Below are 17,561 nucleotides of genomic sequence, written 5' to 3' on the forward strand. Positions count from 1 at the left end.
CTCTAAATGATAACACAGAGTTAAAATTGAGAAGATTGATTGTTTATGAAGATGTTTCGGCCCATGCGCCAAATAAATGATAGATGTTTTAGTATTAACCATTGTGATTTAAACGTTCTGATTCATGAGGCCACCCTTTTTAACACCCCATTTATTGTAAATTTTTAATCATTAAAAACCTATAGCTATTTTATAGATTCACAACAATTTGCCCAATTACATACTTTTGCATGAAATCAATAGTATACTATTAGACTACATGATCAATCAAATTTTTATACGTCCATTCTTTGATGATCTTTCCATTTCTTAGTTCATATATTCTATCACAATCTCTAAGGGTAGTCACTCTGTGCGCAATCATAAAAATGGTTAGATCTGTACCTGACAAATTATTGATTGCTTCGCTCACTTCTCTCTCTGTATTTGTATCTAAGGCACTGGTAGCTTCATCAAGTATCAATACTTGAGTGTTTTTATATAAAGCTCGAGCAATACCAACCCGTTGCTTTTGCCCCCCTGATAATTTTGAGCCTCGCTCCCCTATCAATGTATCTACCCCATCTGGCTGATCCTTCACCATATCTATTAAGGAAGCATATTTCAACGCATACTCCAAACGGTTCATATCAACAGATACATCGCCTAGAGTTATATTATCTTTGATTGATGACTCCATTAAAAAGGTATCTTGCTTTACATACCCAATCATTTTATACCAATCTTTAAGGTTTTCATCTGTCAATGGAATTCCATCAACTAGAATCTTACCTTTTTGTTCTATGTAAAACCTAAGAAGTATATTCATTAAGGTGGTTTTTCCTGAACCAGAAACACCTATAAAACCAACCTTTTCCCCTTTTTTAACTGTTAGTGATACATTCTCAAGTACACTTCTTTTAGCTTCAGGAAAACTAAAAGATAAGTTGTCAAACTCTATTTCTTTTTGAAACTTAAGCGGCTTCTGAACAACTGGTGAATCTGTGTTTTTTTCAAACTCTTGAAAATTTTTCAAATCTTTAACAGTATAGAAGGTTTGCTTCATTGACATCATTGCCGTAAGCAATCTATTTATAGAAGGCATAAGCCGGTAAGCAGCAGCGGCAAATAATCCAACAATAGCCACAATACTTCCAGAGTACTCTGGCAAGAATAAGCCATATAGGAAAATTATTACTATTCCTAAAATAGCTACCATCTCAATGGTCTTGAGCGGGATTGCATTAATTAATTGTGTCTTAGCTTCAAGATCCTGTACTTCTTTTTGATTTTTAATATATTTATCTTTAAAGTAGTTAATCTTATCGGCTAGCTTTAGTTCAACATATCCATTGAATGTATTTGTCAAGATGGAGAAAGAAACTGGCCGAAGATTATTTGTTTCTCTGCCTACCCTTTCAGACTTTTGTTTTAAGGAGCTATAAGTCAAATAAGTAGAAGGAGCTAAGATGGCGACAAGTAAAATAAACAGAATTGGTTGGTAGAATAAAATTCCAAGAACAATTACAAAAATGATTGCCACCTCAGAGAAGAAGGTAAATAAATGCCGGGTTGTAACATTAATAAAATTTGATGGAACCGTATTTACCTGGTTCACCAGTCTACTAGATCCTAAATTTGATAAATGCCAATAAGGCAAATTGGTATATTTATCAAATTGCCGGTTGATAATATTCAAACCTATTCTTGCAGTAAACCTTACTTGTTTGTAATTTATCCAAATTGTAAATAGATTCTTAAAAAGAAAGAAAACAAAGATTCCAACAATAAGAAATATTAAAAAATACTTAACGTCTGAAAATCCCAAGGATTGGTAAACAAATTTCAAGTACTTATTTGATAGTATCATGTCTGGTTTAGAGGCAGCCATAATCACAGGCACTAAGGAAGCTAACCCAAATACATCCAAAACAGAAGACACTAACAATAGCACAAACATTAATACAGCATATCGCTTTTCCCTTTTATTTAGATAAGATGTAAAACTCGAAAGAACTTCAAAAACTAAACTACTTTTCATAAATATATTACCACCTATGCTTAAACGCTAAAATAAACTCAAAATTATTTATATCAGGCGTATCCTTGTTATAAATTGTTAGAATCGAAACAAAGCACTAACTATAAATTACTAAAATCCAAAGTATCCTAACAAAGGCTTTTTTTTTTAGAAACTTAATATTGTTAGCCTATCACACTTCTTTTTTATTAAAAAACTTTTTTAAGCGTTCCTTGGTTAAATATACGCTATCCTTAAACGCTAACACGGGTTTTCTTGAGTAATAAGCAAATTTTACTGCACTAAAAAGGCCAATTATGAAATTATCATAATACAAATTCAATCTCATCTTATCCTTATTAATTAACAGAAGGTGACTTTTAAGAGTATTCACTAAAAAATCATGAGAAAAAAGCTCACTTTTGTTTACAGCAAGAAAATCTATTTCCTTAATTAAAAGATCTCTTGCTTTAATTTTATTAGCTAGCATTCTATACACATTCTTTGCCATACTATTAGTGTGATTTCTAACTAACAGCTTAGTTCCATCTCGATTATCAAAATAAAAACTTTGGTTTAACAATGCAGCTCTATACCAATAATGCCAATCTTCAAAACTTTTTAACTGTTCACAAAAGTCTCCAACTTTTTCAAATAATGTTCTTCTACAAAGAGGACAACCTGGCAAAAAGAAGTTATCTGTCAATAAATTAGATAATATAAATTTTCCTTTTCCAGACACTCTCTCTTTACCATGTACAAGTAAATCCTTATACTCTCTTTTAAGAGAAGAATCTCTGAATGACACCATAGCACTATATATAAGGTCAACTTCGTGGTGCTCATCTAAAAAATTAGCTTGAAGTCTTATTTTATCTTGTTCGATTAAATCATCTGCATCTAAGAGTTGGATATACTTACCATTGGATATCTTGATACCTGTATTCCTTGCAGCTGATAAACCTGCATTTCTTTGATATATATATCTGAATCTTGAATCTTTTTGCACATAATCCTTAGCAACCTTTTCTGAATTATCAGTAGATCCATCATTAACAATAATACACTCCCAGTTTTCACAAGTTTGATTAAGGATACTCTCCAAAGTTTCAGAAAGAAAATTTCCATAATTATAAACTGGAACTATTATGGAATATAAAGGAGCAACTAACATTTTCATTCTAAACAATCAACTTAAAAACAAAATGCAACTATAACTTAAAAAGTCAAAAGCCTACAAACTCAATCATGTCAGAATTATTATGCATAAATTTATATACTTCAGGGTTTTGTAATCTATCAATCTTTCTTACCATATTTACTCCCCAAACGAATGGCTTTACTCCTGCGTAACAACAATACCTTATTAATGAACTTTGATGGCAAAAAACTCTAACCTTATCAAACCTCAAAATAATCATTTCTATCGGATCATTTATTAATAAGACATTTAAGCTAGTTACTTTTGCTAAGTCAATTAATCTATTTAAACTATCCTGATCATTTAAATAATTAGGATGGGGTTTAAAATAAATAATCTCTGTATCACTACTTTTAAGTATTGAAAATACATTAACAATATTTTTCAAATAAATTTCGCTCTTAGGTTCCTTTATATTCACATACTCTAGAGCAAATATGGTGCTATCTTTGTAGTTATAAGAAAAATTGTAATCCTTTTCATTAAACACATCCCTAAAATTAAAAACATGCTTTTTTATATATTTAAACGGAAACGCCTGAGAATTAAAACAAATAGCCTCTTGAACCTTATTAATTTCTGGAGATGGGTGTTTTCTAAATAATCTACCCATGGAAAACACCATCCTCTGCAACTCTTCTTTACGTGTTGTCATTAAAGATAATTTTTGAACCAATTCATCTTCAGTTGCATAGGACATATCACCTTCTTCAATGTAAGTAATTTTTTTACATTTAGTGTTGGTTGCAAGCAACTGAACTGTATCCCAAAAAAATTGAGGGACGAAAAGCTCATAGGAACCTTTAACTTTACTATCTATAAATTCATCTACTTTATATATAGAATACCAAGTTAAATAAAACACTTGCCATATTTTCTTATTAACTGTAACAAATTTCCTATAAAAAGTATCTAAGAAGTTAATCTTTTGACCTTTAATATCCTCTAAATCTTCCAAACCTACTCTATAATAAAGTATTATTATATCTTCCTCCTGAAGGTTATTCAATTGTATATGATACTTAACTAAGTATTTAGTGATATTACTTTGAACAAAGAATAAATACTTCATAGAGTCTATTTTTTTTAGCTTGGAATATTTACAAAATTTTATCTAAGAATTATTTCTACAAACTCTCTTACAGCACCTTCACCTCCTCTTTTTTCAAGGTGAATTATAGAAGGTATTTGTTTAATCTTTGGAAAAGAATTGGCTGGAGTTGCAGCAATACCAACTTCACAAAGCAGGTCATAATCGTTATAATCATCGCCTATATATGCTACCTCCTGCAATGAAATTCCCTCTCTTTTACACAACTCTCTAACAAATGTAAGCTTATCTTTTACTCCTTGATATACAAAATCAAGCTTTAACTTCTCAGCCCTTTTCTGATTAAGTTTCCTATCTTCAGCAGTAACCACCCCCGTTTTTATTCCAGCCTCCCGCAAAAGTTCAAAGCCTTTACCATCATATGTACAGAATTTTTTTAATTCATCCCCATTCTCACTGTAATACATACCTGCATCTGTCAATACACCATCAATATCGGATAAGAACAGTTTAGGCTTTATCTTGGTTTTTTTTTCTTCAAACCTATGCTTTCTCATCAGAGCTTCAGCAATTATCCAATCATCCTCTTCATCTATTTCTGTGGCGGTATATTCTGCCATTTCATAAATAGCAATTTTTCCACTCAACCTATTTTTATCTCTTCTTATGCTTGATACTTTATTTATGTAAAAAGCACCATTCTCCATTAAAAGGCCTTTAAAATCTTGTCTTCTTGGTCTTTCTGTGAAGTTGTAATTTATTGCTTGGCAATCCTCATTCCAATAAAACCTTTTTGTACGAACACAGGTAAGTAAAGAATCTGCTTTCTGTTGCTCAAAAAGTGCCATCGCCTCATCAAAATCCTTATGTGAGGTAAATGGAGAGGTTGCTTGTACTAGCACTAAGTTAGCTTGGTCTTCCAACTGAAGATTCTCAATTACCTCCAACATAACAGCCTCAGTTGAGGAAGTATCTTGCGCATTTTCTGCACTTCTTCTGTAGACTTTTGTTTTATTAAAACCGAAACTTTTAACAACCATTTCAATTTCTGAACAATCTGTAGCTACATATACTTCATCAATACAAGATGACATTTCTATAGCTTGTAGATTCCAATAAATTAAAGGTCTTCCACAAAATTGTTTTATATTTTTTAAGGGGATGGATTTACTTCCACATCGGGCAGGGATCAAAGCGACTGTCTTCATATAAAAAGTATCCCCTCTTTTGGAGGGGATTTAACTATTTTCTATTCTTTAATTTTTTTCTTTGCACCATTTCAATTTCTAGAATTTCTTCTTCTTTGAATTGCAAAGCCTTATAAGTAGCATCTAAATCTCTCACTAATTTTTTAAGTCCAGAAGGCTCAAGAGATGCAGCATGATCTGTACCTTTCCAGGTCCTATCTTTAGTAAAATGCCTTTCTATCCAATGAGCACCCAGAGTGAAAGCTGCGTTATCAATGGCAATCCCTAAATGATGCCCTGAAAAACCTATTGCTTTAACCCTTTCCCCAAAATTCCCATACAACCTATTTATCTCTAGTAAACATACATTCTCAAAAGGAACTGGATACCCAGAAGTACACGAATAAATCACTAATCGATTTTTCGCAACGCCTGTCTCCTCAAAGAAGTTAACCACCTCCTCTTCTTCTTCTTGCGTGGTCATCCCAAAAGAAATATGTACTTCTCCTGAATAATCATCCCTTAACTGCTTCAACATAGAATAATTGTTATTACAGGCTGAAGGCACTTTGATAAACTCTGGATTTAATTCTATAATTTCTCGTGCAGAAATAATATCCCAAACTGATGTAGAATACCCTATGCCTATTTCTTTACAATAGTTCATGAGTTGTCCATGTTGGTCCTGTGTAAATTCCAAAAATTCTCTATGAGCTCCATAAGTGTCTCCATATGAATTATGAGGATTAGGATGAGGAGCATTGTATTGCTCTTCAGTTAATAACTCTCTATTGTTCCTTGTCTGAAACTTAGCATAGTTAGCTCCACAATCTTTTGCTAAACGAATCAATTCTTTAGCAATTTCAAAGTTCCCCATATGATTACAACCAATCTCTGCTATAATCTTTGGTGAATTGTAGTTAAAATCGAACATATTCATTATATTTTAGTTCCCAAAACTTAGTTACTTGAATCTGTGAATAAATGCATTCAAACATTTATTACTATAAATATTATTCTTTAAGATCTACCTACCAGATTTTCAATAATCTACAAATTTACTTTAAAAAAATTTACTCCCAATTTTTAAATGAAAGGACACTTATCTCAGTAACTTTTCAACTTAAATCCCTGATCAATATGTATTGTTTATAAGATTACTCTAAAAATCAAATATTAGTAATTGATTTTAGGCCACATTGATTTAAATTTAACAGCCTTCCTATATTATTAGGTTCATTTAAAACTCCCGATGCTCGCCCTCTGCCATGTGGATGTTCTCCTGGAAGTACTCTAGGGTCCTCTTCAGGCCCTCCTCACGGGAGACCTTGGGCTCCCAACCCAAGATCTGGCGAGCCTTGGTGATGTCGGGACGGCGTTTCTGTGGGTCGTTCTCGGGCAGGGGCTGATAGCCCAGCCTCAGCTCTACGCCGGTCAGGCGACAGATCTCCTCAGCAAACTCCCGGATGGTAACCTCCGATGGATTGCCGACGTTCACCGGCAGGGCATAGTCGCTCAAGAGCAGCCGGTAGATGCCCTCCACCAGGTCGTCCACGTAGCAGAAGGAGCGGGTTTGAGAGCCATCTCCGAAAATGGATAATTCTTCCCCTCGCAACGCCTGGCTCATAAAGGCGGGAAGTACACGACCATCGTTAAGACGCATTCGAGGCCCATAGGTGTTGAATATGCGCACGATGCGAGTTTCAAGGCCGTGGTGCATATGGTAGGCCATGGTGATGGCCTCCTGGAAGCGCTTGGCCTCATCGTAGCAGCCCCTCGGGCCCACCGGGTTCACGTTCCCCCAGTACTCCTCCACCTGCGGGTGCACCTCCGGGTCGCCGTACACCTCTGAGGTGGAGGCGATCAGCATGCGAGCTCCCTTAGCTCTTGCCAAGCCAAGGAGATTATGGGTACCCAAAGATCCTACTTTTAACGTTTGGATAGGAATCTTGAGATAATCAATTGGAGAAGCAGGAGAGGCGAAATGGAGAATATAATCTAGGTGACCAGGTACGTGCACATACTTAGAGACATCGTGGTTATAAAATTCAAATTGCTCTAATTTGAACAGGTGCTCGATGTTTCGAAGGTCTCCGGTAATTAGGTTATCCATTGCAATGACATGATAACCTTCATCTATAAACCGGTCACATAAATGTGAACCCAGAAAGCCAGCTCCGCCTGTTATGAGAACTCTTTTTCCTTCTGCTGCCATTCTAATTTGTTACTTCAGTTACTGGCAAGACTTCTTGAACGCCTATTCCATAATAAGCAAAACCCAGTTCCCGCAGCTCCTTGGCCTCGTAGATGTTACGACCGTCAATAATTACTTTGTTCTTGAGCAGCTTGCCGATGACCTGGAAGTTGGGTGAGCGGAACTCTGGCCACTCAGTAACAATCAGTAATGCATCCGCGTCAATTAAGGCCTCGTACTCATCTTTGGCGTATTCCACCTTATCGTTCTCGCCAATCATGTGCTTTGCCTCTTTGATAGCAACCGGGTCATAGGCCTTTACACAGGCACCTTCGGCCAAGAGCTTCTCAATGATCACCAAAGAAGGCGCCTCGCGCATATCATCAGTTTTAGGCTTAAAGGATAACCCCCACAGCGCGAAAGTTTTACCAGCAAGATCCCCACCAAAGTGTTTCATCACCTTGTTGAAGAGCACCTCTTTCTGGTTCTCGTTCACAGATTCTACTGCCTGTAAGATCTGCATCTGGTATCCATTCTCTGCAGCAGTTTTAATCAGGGCTTTCACATCCTTAGGGAAGCAAGAGCCTCCGTAACCAATGCCCGGATAAATAAATTTATTGCCAATACGGGTATCACTGCCAATACCACGACGCACCATGTTCACATCGGCGCCCATAATCTCACATAGGTTGGCTATGTCGTTCATGAAACTGATTTTGGTGGCTAGCATGGAATTTGCGGCATACTTGGTCATCTCCGCGCTAGGCACGTCCATGAAGATGATGGGGTGTCCGTTCAGCAGGAAAGGCTTGTAGAGCTTGCGCATCACCTCCTCGGCTTGGTCACTTTCTACGCCAATGACAATTCTATCTGGCTTTAAGAAATCATCTATAGCTGCTCCTTCCTTTAGAAACTCTGGGTTGGAAGCTACATCGAAAGAAAGTTTAGAACCTCTCTTCTCTAGTTCTTCGGCCACAGCTTGCTTTACTTTATTAGCTGTTCCTACCGGCACGGTGCTCTTTGTTACTACCACCAGGTAGTCGTTCATATGCTGACCAATCTCCCGGGCTACGCCTAATACATATTTCAGATCCGCAGAACCATCTTCGCCTGGAGGTGTCCCCACTGCAATAAAAGCTGCATCACACCCTTGAATAGCGGTAGCCAAGTCTGTGGAGAAATGCAGCCTGTCTTTTGCGACATTCCGCATCACCATTTCCTCCAAGCCAGGCTCGTAAATAGGTAAAATACCTTGCTTTAGATCCTCAATCTTTTTTACATTGACATCAATACAAGTAACATCAATACCTACCTCGGCGAAGCAAGTACCGGTTACTAAGCCTACGTAGCCTGTTCCTACTACTGCAATTTTCATGGGAGAAATTAAAAATTAAGATTATCCTAATGCTATTCTGGTATTAAAGGAGATTGATACTCTTAGGCCATCCACTTCTTCCACCAGTGCTGGAAAACCACCAACGCCCAAATACGGGCATGAATATCGCCTGGATTTTTGGAGAACAGCTGGGCTTTTAAACGCTGGATTTCTTTCAGGTTGAAGATTCCTTGGGCTTCGATGAAGGCTTCCGATAACAGATCGTCCATGATCATGGGCCGAAGTTCGTTTTGGAACCATTTTAGTAAAGGAACCTCAAAACCATGTTTGGGGCGCTTGTACAGTTCCGCTGGGAGCATTTCCCGGAAAGCATCCTGCACAATCTTCTTTTTCATGTTGCCGTCAATCTTAGACGATTGCGGCAAGGAGAAGGCGAAGTTCACGACTTTGTAATCCAGGAAGGGCGTACGAACCTCTAAGCTGTTGGCCATTGACATGAGGTCCACCTTGGTGAGCATGTCATTGGGGAGCACGAGCTGCATATCGGTTAAGAGCACCTCGTTTATGTCCCCTTTCTGCGAAATATGGCTCAGAATCTTTTGACGGCGCTTCTTGTAAACATCCTTGGAAAGGATCTTTTTGGACCTTCCGCTGAGCAGAGTTTTAGCGTCCTCTTCGGTCGCGAAAGACGCCCAGCGCCAGTAGCGGTCTTTCGCTGAGAGGTTCATACCCTCGCCGAAGCGCTGGAACTGCCTCATGCGGTTCCCGAAGGAAGAATTCCTGGATTTGGGCATCATTTCCCAAAGCGGCAGCAAAGCGGCTACCGTTTCGGCGGCAAATCCACCCTGCCGCACTTTGTACTCGGCCATGTGCTTGTTATAGCCGGCGAAGAGTTCATCGGCGCCATCACCCGATAAAGCAACGGTCACTTTCTGGCGGGTATAATAGCTAAGAATATTGACGGCCAAGGCCGAGGAATCGGCGAAAGGCTCATCTATGTAATCGAGGGCCCGGAACAGGTGCTCGTATAAATCATTGTTCGTAAGCGAGAAGACAGTATGGTTCGTCTTGTATTTATCGGCTACCAATTTGGCGTACCTGGTCTCGTCAAAGAATGGTTCGTCTTTGTACCCGATGGAGAAGGTATTCAGGTGCTGTGTATGGCGCGAGGCTAAGGCAACAATCGCGGATGAATCGATCCCACCGCTCAGGAAAGCGCCTAAAGGAACATCAGAGATCATACGGCGCTGCACTGCACCGTCCATCAGGTCCACCAGCTTTTTCTGCTGCGCCTCATAGGAAAGCGTGTTGTGCTTTACCTTTTTCTCGTCGTACGGAATTTTGTACCAACGCTTTATCTCCACTTTGCCTTTCTTCCCCACCATAAAGTAATGGCCCGGCATCAGTTTCTTGACACCTTTGAAGATAGAAGCTGGTCCGGGAATGTAGTTCAACTGCAGGTACTCGTACAATGAGGCATAATCCAGCTTGCGTGGAATGCCGAACTCCAGCAGAGACTTCATCTCAGACGCAAACACCAGTCTGCCCTCATCCTGGAACATCAGCAAGGGCTTTACGCCAAACCGGTCACGTGCTACAAACAGGGTTTCCTCCTCTTTGTCATAGATGGCGAAGGCGAAAAAGCCATTCAGCTTCTTGAGGAACGAAGGTCCTTCTTCTATGTAGTATTTCAGCAATACCTCGGTATCAGAATGCGAGAAGAAGGTGTAGCCTTTTTCTACAAGCTGTTTTTTAAGCTCCTGATAGTTGAAGATCTCGCCGTTGAAGACGATGGTATAACGTTCATTTTCTGAATGCATGGGCTGACATGCCACATCACTCACATCAATGATGGATAGGCGCCGATGGCCCAACCCTACGTTTCCATGGGTAAAATGACCTCCCGAATCTGGGCCGCGCAGTTGGAGCGCGTCAGTGGAGGCTGGTAAACGATCAACGGCCAAACGGCCTTCCTGAGTAAAAGCGTAGATTCCTGATATACCGCACATATTGCCGCAAAGGTACGACATATCCTTGAGATGGTTTTACTATATCGGATAGATTATACTTCACCATTCAAATGCACTTCCAGATGAAGCCTCCAAACAAAGCTAACTATCTAGTAAGCAAATGCTTATTCAACAAAAAACAAATTGTTAAGAATTTACTCTTGCTTTTAACTTTTTAAATCACCATTTGTGTTTTTTGACAATTTTATAAATAATCCAAGCAAAACGGCTTCAGATGATTTCACCCAGAACCCTCTTCTGCTTTGAACTTTGTCACAGCAGGACAGTTAGGATTTGCTTTTAAAGGTCAACAATTAACAAAAGCCCACATAAAACAGCTATCTATAGATACATCCATCCTGAACTATATAGCTGCTGGCTCCCTCTTCTTTCAACATGATATAAATGGTCACTAATAAAAAAGGGATTGCTACCAATCGGCAGCAATCCCTTTTTGACCTGTTTTTATAATAGGAGCTCTAAAACGCCCGATGCTCGACCTCTTCGGCGTGGACGTTCTCGCGGAAGTACTCCAGGGTCCTTCTCAATCCTTCTTCCCTGGACACCTTGGGTTCCCAGCCCAGCAGGGCCTTGGCCTTGGAGATGTCGGGGCGGCGCTTCTGCGGGTCGTTCTCGGGCAGGGGCTGGTAGCCCAGCTTGAGTTCTACCCCGGTCAGCCTGCAGATCTCCTCGGCGAACTCCTTGATGGTGACCTCCGAGGGGTTGCCGATGTTCACGGGCAGGGCGTAGTCGCTCAGCAGCAGCCGGTAGATGCCCTCAATCAGGTCGTCCACATAGCAGAAGGACCGCGTCTGGGAGCCGTCCCCGAAGATGGACAATTCCTCGCCCCGCAGCGCCTGGCCCATGAAGGCGGGCAGCACACGGCCGTCGTTGAGGCGCATGCGGGGGCCGTAGGTGTTGAAGATCCGCACGATGCGCGTCTCCAGGCCGTGGTGCATGTGGTAGGCCATGGTGATGGCCTCCTGGAACCGCTTGGCCTCGTCGTAGCAGCCCCGGGGGCCCACCGGGTTCACATTCCCCCAGTACTCCTCTACCTGCGGGTGCACCTCCGGGTCGCCGTACACCTCCGAGGTGGAGGCGATCAGCATCCGCGCGCCCTTCGCCCTTGCGAGCCCCAGCAGGTTGTGCGTGCCCAGGGACCCTACCTTCAGGGTCTGGATCGGGATCTTGAGGTAGTCGATGGGCGAGGCGGGGGAGGCGAAGTGCAGGATGTAGTCCAGGTGCCCCGGCACGTGCACGTACTTGGATACGTCGTGGTTGTAGAACTCGAACTGCTCCAGTTTGAACAGGTGCTCTATGTTCTTCAAGTCCCCCGTGATCAGGTTGTCCATCCCGATCACGTGGTAGCCCTCGTCTATGAAGCGGTCGCACAGGTGAGAGCCTAAAAACCCTGCGGCGCCGGTGATCAATACGCGTTTTCTGTCCGTTTTTGCCATTATAGCCCTAAAGTAGCGTCTGTATGGTTTCTTCTCTGTCTTTTAGTTGGTGGTCTCCACGATGGGCAGCACTTCCTTCACCCCGATGCCGTAGTAGCAGAAGCCCAGTTCCTGCAGCTCCTTGGCCTCGTAGATGTTGCGCCCGTCGATGATGACCTTGCTTCTGAGCAGCTTGCCGATGACCTGGAAGTTGGGCGAGCGGAACTCGGGCCACTCGGTCACAATCAGTAAAGCATCAGCGTCAATCAGGGCCTCGTACTCGTCCTTGGCGTAGCTCACCCGCTCGTTCTCCCCGATCATGTGCCTGGCCTCCTTGATGGCCACCGGGTCGTAGGCCACCACAGAGGCGCCCTCGGCCAGGAGCTTGTCTATAATCACAAGGGACGGGGCCTCGCGCATGTCGTCGGTTTTCGGCTTGAAAGACAGGCCCCACAGCGCGAAGGTCTTCCCGCTGATGTCGCCCGAGAAGTGCCTCATCACCTTGTTGAAGAGCACCTCCTTCTGGTTCTCGTTCACGCTCTCCACCGCCTGCAGGATCTGCATCCGGTAGCCGTTCTCCTGGGCCGTCTTGATCAGGGCCTTCACGTCCTTGGGGAAGCAGGAGCCGCCGTAGCCGATTCCCGGGTAGATGAACTTGTTGCCGATGCGGGAGTCCGAGCCGATGCCGCGGCGCACCATGTTCACGTCCGCCCCCATCAGCTCGCACAGGTTGGCGATGTCGTTCATGAAGCTGATCTTGGTGGCCAGCATGGAGTTGGCCGCGTACTTGGTCATCTCCGCGCTAGGCACGTCCATGAAGATGATCGGGTGCCCGTTCAAGAGGAACGGCTTGTAGAGCTTGCGCATCACCTCCTCGGCCTGCTCAGACTCCACCCCGATCACGATTCTATCGGGTTTGAGGAAGTCGTCGATGGCGGCGCCCTCCTTGAGGAACTCGGGGTTGGAGGCCACGTCGAAGGCCAAATCGGAGTTTCTCCTCGCCAGCTCCTCGGCCACGGCCTGCTTCACCTTCTTGGCCGTGCCCACCGGCACGGTGCTTTTGGTCACCACCACCAGGTAGTCGTCCATGTGCTGGCCGATCTCCCGGGCCACGCCCAGCACGTACTTCAGGTCCGCCGAGCCGTCCTCGCCCGGAGGCGTGCCCACCGCGATGAAGGCCGCGTCGCAGCCCTGGATCGCCGAGCTCAGGTCCGTGGAAAACTGCAACCGCCCCTTCTCCACGTTCCGGAGCACCATCTCCTCCAGGCCCGGCTCGTAGATGGGCAGGATGCCCTGCTTGAGGTCCTCGATCTTCTTGACGTTCACGTCTATGCACGTCACATCGATGCCCACCTCGGCGAAACACGTGCCCGTCACCAGGCCCACGTAACCAGTGCCTACTACTGCAATTCTCATAATAGATATATTAGAATTATACTTTATTTGAACAAAAAACAGGTTACCCTTACGATTTCTTCATACAAACATACCCGTATTCTAATCAAAAGCAAAAAAAGTTACAACCCTTCTATAATTCAGACAAATTAACTACTCCATTTATGGTACATTTCTTGAAAATCACATAATAAAAGCTATTAGCGGCTCACAAATTTGTAATTATATACTTCTTTCCAACGTTTGCATTATATATTTTAATAAATTAAATATTTTTTTGCATATTACCTACACAACTGTAACTTTGTTTCACTTCATAAAGCGTCAGTAGCTCAATATTTTCACTCAAGTTTAAGGTTATGAAAGGTTTATCTGAGAACACATTTGTAGTTGTGATGGCTGGCGGAGTTGGCAGCAGGTTTTGGCCTTTCAGCAGAAATAACTACCCAAAACAGTTCCACGATGTTCTAGGCATAGGGGAAAGCATGATTCAAACCACTGTAAAACGCTTTTCCTCGGTTTGCCCTAAAGAAAACATCTACATAGTAACAAACAGAGAGTACAGGGACTTAGTAAAGAGTCATTTCCCAGACCTAAGTGACGCCCAGATTTTACAGGAACCGATTGGCAGGAACACTGCTCCCTGCATTGCCTATGCCTGTTACAAGATAGCTCAGAAGAATCCGCTGGCTAATATAATAGTAGCCCCTGCAGACCATGTTATTTTACGAGAGCAAGCCTTTTTAGACTGTATACAACAAGCTTTGGAAGTAGCCTCTAAAGAGGACATCCTGGTGACCTTAGGCATAAAACCCACTCGGCCAGACACTGGGTATGGATACATCCAATATATAAAGGATACCTCCCAATGTTCTATGAAAGTGAAAACCTTCGCGGAGAAGCCCACCTTAGAAAATGCTTTGAAATTCATTGAAAGCGGGGACTTTGTCTGGAATGCAGGTATTTTCATCTGGAATGTTCAGTCTATCCTTAAGGCATTCAGAACCCACCTGGCAGATGTAGCGGATCTTTTTGAGGCAGGCACAGCAAACTACTACACGCCAGAAGAAGACACATTCATAGACAATACCTACACCAACTGCCGCAACGTCTCAATTGACTATGGAATTATGGAGAAGGCAGATAACGTGCATGTAATCTTGGGTGACCTGGGATGGTCTGATGTGGGTACTTGGAATTCACTGTACAGCATTGCAGATAAGACCCCTGAGGGGAATGTGGTAGACGGCGACACCATGCTTTATGATACCCAAAACTGCATCATCAAAACCCCTCAGGACAAACTTGTAGTCATTCAGGGTCTGCAGGATTACATTGTAGCGGAACACAACAATGTTCTCATGATCTGCCAACGCAAAAATGAGCAGCAGGTCAAGGACTTTGTCTCACATGTGAAGGAAAGTAAGGGAATGGAATATGTCTAACTGATTAGAAATCTGAAAGCACTCCAAAACTAGCGAGTTCATTTCTACTTAATAGTGCTTTTAAAGCACTATTAAGGCTGTTGCCAAATTCCTGTTGCTCGTGTTGGTCAGTTAAGACATTCACACCAGTTGCATTTACATCTATTGGGCGCTCCTACAGAGTTGGTCAATTTAATTAACTTCCAGATGTCACCTGTATGCTTACTGCTATTTCAAAGCTTTGTCAGAAGTTAGATTAACTTACTATGATAAACCCTTAAGGAGGAGAAGGAAGACTCCAAGCAATGCTGAGCACTTCAGGGTCACGACAATAAATAGGCAATACTTATCTTGATGGTATGCAATGGAAACAGTTAAAGAATCAAAGTTAAATTCACTCTACTCAATGAAACATTTCAGAAGCGAAGGTAATACTATAAATGAACTTACAGCAAAAGGGCCTTCAACTGCCCCAATAAAGATATTAAGCTCCCAAATACTAACTACTTCTTGATATAATAAATGTAATAATCCTGCAATTCATGAAAAATTCTTTTATCCCTAAAAGCATCTAAGTACTTAGAGTCTTTCCTTATCCAAACTAAAGAAATATTATATTTATCAATATTTGATAGGACATTAGTATCTAAAGAAAAATTCGGCTGAATGACTTTATATAAAATTGGTTTATACTTTTGACCTAATCCACCTATTGAACTTCTCAAATCAGTTATATCATAATTAAACAAGTACATTCTATAGTCATTCCCCCGGGCATATTCTGTAAAATACACAGGATAATACTTTAAGTACCATTGATCTTTCAAAACTTGGTTCTCATCAACATAAAGACCTTTTAATATTCTTCCTTTACCTACTTCTTCTAACTTTTTCTCCAACGCACTGTCATACCCGGCAGGGACTTCAACCTTTCCAAAAGGATAAGTATAATCACTTAATAGCAATAACAGAATCACACAAACTACTAGTTGTCTATTACCAATAAAATACCGCACAACAAATAAAAAAGAAACACTGATAAGAATATTTGCAAGAATCTGTAACTGATTGGCGTCAATGGACAAATCATCCATAAGGGAAAAGGCAAGATGATATGCAAAGAAGCACAAGGCAATCCAGCAGGCAAACCTCAAGTTAGGATCTTCCAACTTAACTTTACTATACCAATTCAAAACAAGGAAGCACAGTAACAATCTCATTGGAAAGGACAGAACTGCAGCTAACAAGGTCCTGTAACCTTGATGTAACGTCTTAAAAGAAAAAACAAGATCAACTGCATCTTTAAGCCCTAAAGAAAAATATTTATCGTTTACTTTTTCTTTAAACAGATAAAAAAATACAACATATATCAATAAGAAAAGAATACCTTTTAGCAACGAATACCTGTTGTATTTTCCATAAAACACAACAAGAAATATTACTAAGGCAGGTAAGAATAAAATATTCTCTACGGAGGCAATCATTAAGAGAGCCATAGAAGCCTCATACTTCTTTAAGAATATTGCTTTACACGCTAGAGCAATAATGGGTACGAATAGAATATCCCTTATGGTCATTTTATAAACCGGAGGGAAAATCATCTTCAAACCAAGGATAATAAAGCAAAAAGCAAAACCTGCAACTAAAAGAAAATCAACTCGTGTGGTTATTTTGTCAGAAAGAATAGAGCATATAGCAAGAACTGTGAACGTTTTGAAAACCGGATACACAAAGTAAAATAATGCGATATCACTTTTCACATTAAAGAATAGCTTAAAAAAACTACCAAGCCAGAACTCAATAAAATGATACAATGACAAACCTGAAGTTCCATGCAATATTGATTCTGAACTAATGGTTTCAACACCTTCATAATGAAGGAAGCTTATGATAGTACTGTAAATATGCCTTTCGTCTTCTCTTGGGTGAATATAAGACATGTAAGGAACAGGGTCAGTTAAGAATTTTACATTGAAGTTAACCTGCAGAAAATACAACAAAGCATATACACCTGCAGAAATTAGTATAAATTTAAAACCAGATAACTTCCTTTCTCCTGACTCAATTACAAAATATCTTTTAAAAGAAAACAGGATAACAGGAATTAAGATAAGAACAGAAACAAACGTAGTTTTAAATTGGGCGTACATAGAAACCACCACCAGCAACCCTACCCAGAAATTCACTACCTGTTGTAGAAAAGAAGCCTCTGCTTTTAAGGCATTATGCAAAAACAAGGAACCAACTAAATAAAAAAAGGACAGAAGGAGAATACCTAAAAATAGAACAAGTAGCATCATCTCCTTTTAAGCAAGGATAAATATAAACA

At 41.0% G+C, this 17,561-nt stretch carries 12 protein-coding genes; 1 reads left to right on the plus strand and 11 read right to left on the minus strand.

What is annotated here, in order from left to right; translation table 11 throughout:
* Window positions 1–250: 250 nt before the first annotated feature.
* From J3P35_RS18475 to J3P35_RS18520, 10 genes are all read right to left on the minus strand, one after another.
* Entirely contained in the window at window positions 251–2,020 is a 1,770-nt protein-coding gene (locus tag J3P35_RS18475) for an ABC transporter ATP-binding protein (protein WP_210466238.1), read from the minus strand.
* 172 nt (window positions 2,021–2,192) lie between these two features.
* Window positions 2,193–3,179: a glycosyltransferase family 2 protein gene (locus J3P35_RS18480; RefSeq protein WP_210466239.1), complete on the minus strand. Its 987-nt coding sequence runs from the start codon at window positions 3,177–3,179 to the stop codon at window positions 2,193–2,195.
* A gap of 46 nt (window positions 3,180–3,225) precedes the next feature.
* Window positions 3,226–4,272: a hypothetical protein gene (locus J3P35_RS18485; protein WP_210466240.1), complete on the minus strand. Its 1,047-nt coding sequence runs from the start codon at window positions 4,270–4,272 to the stop codon at window positions 3,226–3,228.
* Between the two features lie 38 nt (window positions 4,273–4,310).
* Entirely contained in the window at window positions 4,311–5,459 is a 1,149-nt protein-coding gene (locus J3P35_RS18490; protein WP_210466241.1) for an acylneuraminate cytidylyltransferase, read from the minus strand.
* A gap of 34 nt (window positions 5,460–5,493) precedes the next feature.
* Window positions 5,494–6,372, minus strand: a complete 879-nt coding sequence (locus J3P35_RS18495) for an N-acetylneuraminate synthase family protein (protein ID WP_210466242.1) — start codon at window positions 6,370–6,372, stop codon at window positions 5,494–5,496.
* Between the two features lie 306 nt (window positions 6,373–6,678).
* Window positions 6,679–7,653, minus strand: a complete 975-nt coding sequence (locus tag J3P35_RS18500; protein WP_210466243.1) for a UDP-glucuronic acid decarboxylase family protein — start codon at window positions 7,651–7,653, stop codon at window positions 6,679–6,681.
* A 1-nt stretch (window position 7,654) separates the two neighbouring features.
* Complete coding sequence (locus tag J3P35_RS18505; RefSeq protein WP_210466244.1) at window positions 7,655–9,007, minus strand: UDP-glucose dehydrogenase family protein; 1,353 nt, start codon at window positions 9,005–9,007, stop codon at window positions 7,655–7,657.
* A gap of 62 nt (window positions 9,008–9,069) precedes the next feature.
* Window positions 9,070–10,977: an asparagine synthase (glutamine-hydrolyzing) gene (gene asnB / locus J3P35_RS18510; RefSeq protein ID WP_210466785.1), complete on the minus strand. Its 1,908-nt coding sequence runs from the start codon at window positions 10,975–10,977 to the stop codon at window positions 9,070–9,072.
* A gap of 479 nt (window positions 10,978–11,456) precedes the next feature.
* Complete coding sequence (locus J3P35_RS18515) at window positions 11,457–12,434, minus strand: UDP-glucuronic acid decarboxylase family protein (RefSeq protein WP_210466245.1); 978 nt, start codon at window positions 12,432–12,434, stop codon at window positions 11,457–11,459.
* A 42-nt stretch (window positions 12,435–12,476) separates the two neighbouring features.
* A complete protein-coding gene (locus tag J3P35_RS18520) occupies window positions 12,477–13,829 on the minus strand; it encodes a UDP-glucose dehydrogenase family protein (protein WP_210466246.1) in 1,353 nt (450 codons plus the stop codon).
* Between the two features lie 338 nt (window positions 13,830–14,167).
* On the opposite strand from J3P35_RS18520, the gene J3P35_RS18525 reads away from it, so the two are divergent.
* Window positions 14,168–15,253 carry a mannose-1-phosphate guanylyltransferase gene (locus tag J3P35_RS18525; RefSeq protein ID WP_246850354.1) on the plus strand — a complete coding sequence of 362 codons (1,086 nt, stop codon included), beginning with the start codon at window positions 14,168–14,170 and terminating at the stop codon, window positions 15,251–15,253.
* Between the two features lie 482 nt (window positions 15,254–15,735).
* Here J3P35_RS18525 and J3P35_RS18530 read toward each other — a convergent pair whose 3' ends face one another.
* The gene (locus J3P35_RS18530; protein ID WP_210466247.1) at window positions 15,736–17,532 is read right to left on the minus strand and encodes a hypothetical protein; all 1,797 of its coding nucleotides are present in this window, start codon (window positions 17,530–17,532) and stop codon (window positions 15,736–15,738) included.
* Window positions 17,533–17,561: the final 29 nt, after the last annotated feature.

It is taken from the genome of Rufibacter roseolus (assembly GCF_017916365.1).
GTDB classification, from domain to species: domain Bacteria; phylum Bacteroidota; class Bacteroidia; order Cytophagales; family Hymenobacteraceae; genus Nibribacter; species Nibribacter roseolus.

Excerpts from the sequence above, each read along its gene's own strand:
- J3P35_RS18485 (WP_210466240.1), bottom strand. The coding sequence starts at position 4,272 with ATGAAGTATTTATTCTTTGTTCAAAGTAATATCACTAAATACTTAGTT.
- J3P35_RS18500 (WP_210466243.1), bottom strand. The coding sequence starts at position 7,653 with ATGGCAGCAGAAGGAAAAAGAGTTCTCATAACAGGCGGAGCTGGCTTT.
- J3P35_RS18495 (WP_210466242.1), bottom strand. The coding sequence starts at position 6,372 with ATGTTCGATTTTAACTACAATTCACCAAAGATTATAGCAGAGATTGGT.
- J3P35_RS18480 (WP_210466239.1), bottom strand. The coding sequence starts at position 3,179 with ATGAAAATGTTAGTTGCTCCTTTATATTCCATAATAGTTCCAGTTTAT.
- J3P35_RS18490 (WP_210466241.1), bottom strand. The coding sequence starts at position 5,459 with ATGAAGACAGTCGCTTTGATCCCTGCCCGATGTGGAAGTAAATCCATC.
- J3P35_RS18525 (WP_246850354.1), top strand. The coding sequence starts at position 14,168 with ATGAAAGGTTTATCTGAGAACACATTTGTAGTTGTGATGGCTGGCGGA.
- J3P35_RS18530 (WP_210466247.1), bottom strand. The coding sequence starts at position 17,532 with ATGATGCTACTTGTTCTATTTTTAGGTATTCTCCTTCTGTCCTTTTTT.
- J3P35_RS18520 (WP_210466246.1), bottom strand. The coding sequence starts at position 13,829 with ATGAGAATTGCAGTAGTAGGCACTGGTTACGTGGGCCTGGTGACGGGC.
- J3P35_RS18515 (WP_210466245.1), bottom strand. The coding sequence starts at position 12,434 with ATGGCAAAAACGGACAGAAAACGCGTATTGATCACCGGCGCCGCAGGG.
- asnB (WP_210466785.1), bottom strand. The coding sequence starts at position 10,977 with ATGTGCGGTATATCAGGAATCTACGCTTTTACTCAGGAAGGCCGTTTG.
- J3P35_RS18475 (WP_210466238.1), bottom strand. The coding sequence starts at position 2,020 with ATGAAAAGTAGTTTAGTTTTTGAAGTTCTTTCGAGTTTTACATCTTAT.
- J3P35_RS18505 (WP_210466244.1), bottom strand. The coding sequence starts at position 9,007 with ATGAAAATTGCAGTAGTAGGAACAGGCTACGTAGGCTTAGTAACCGGT.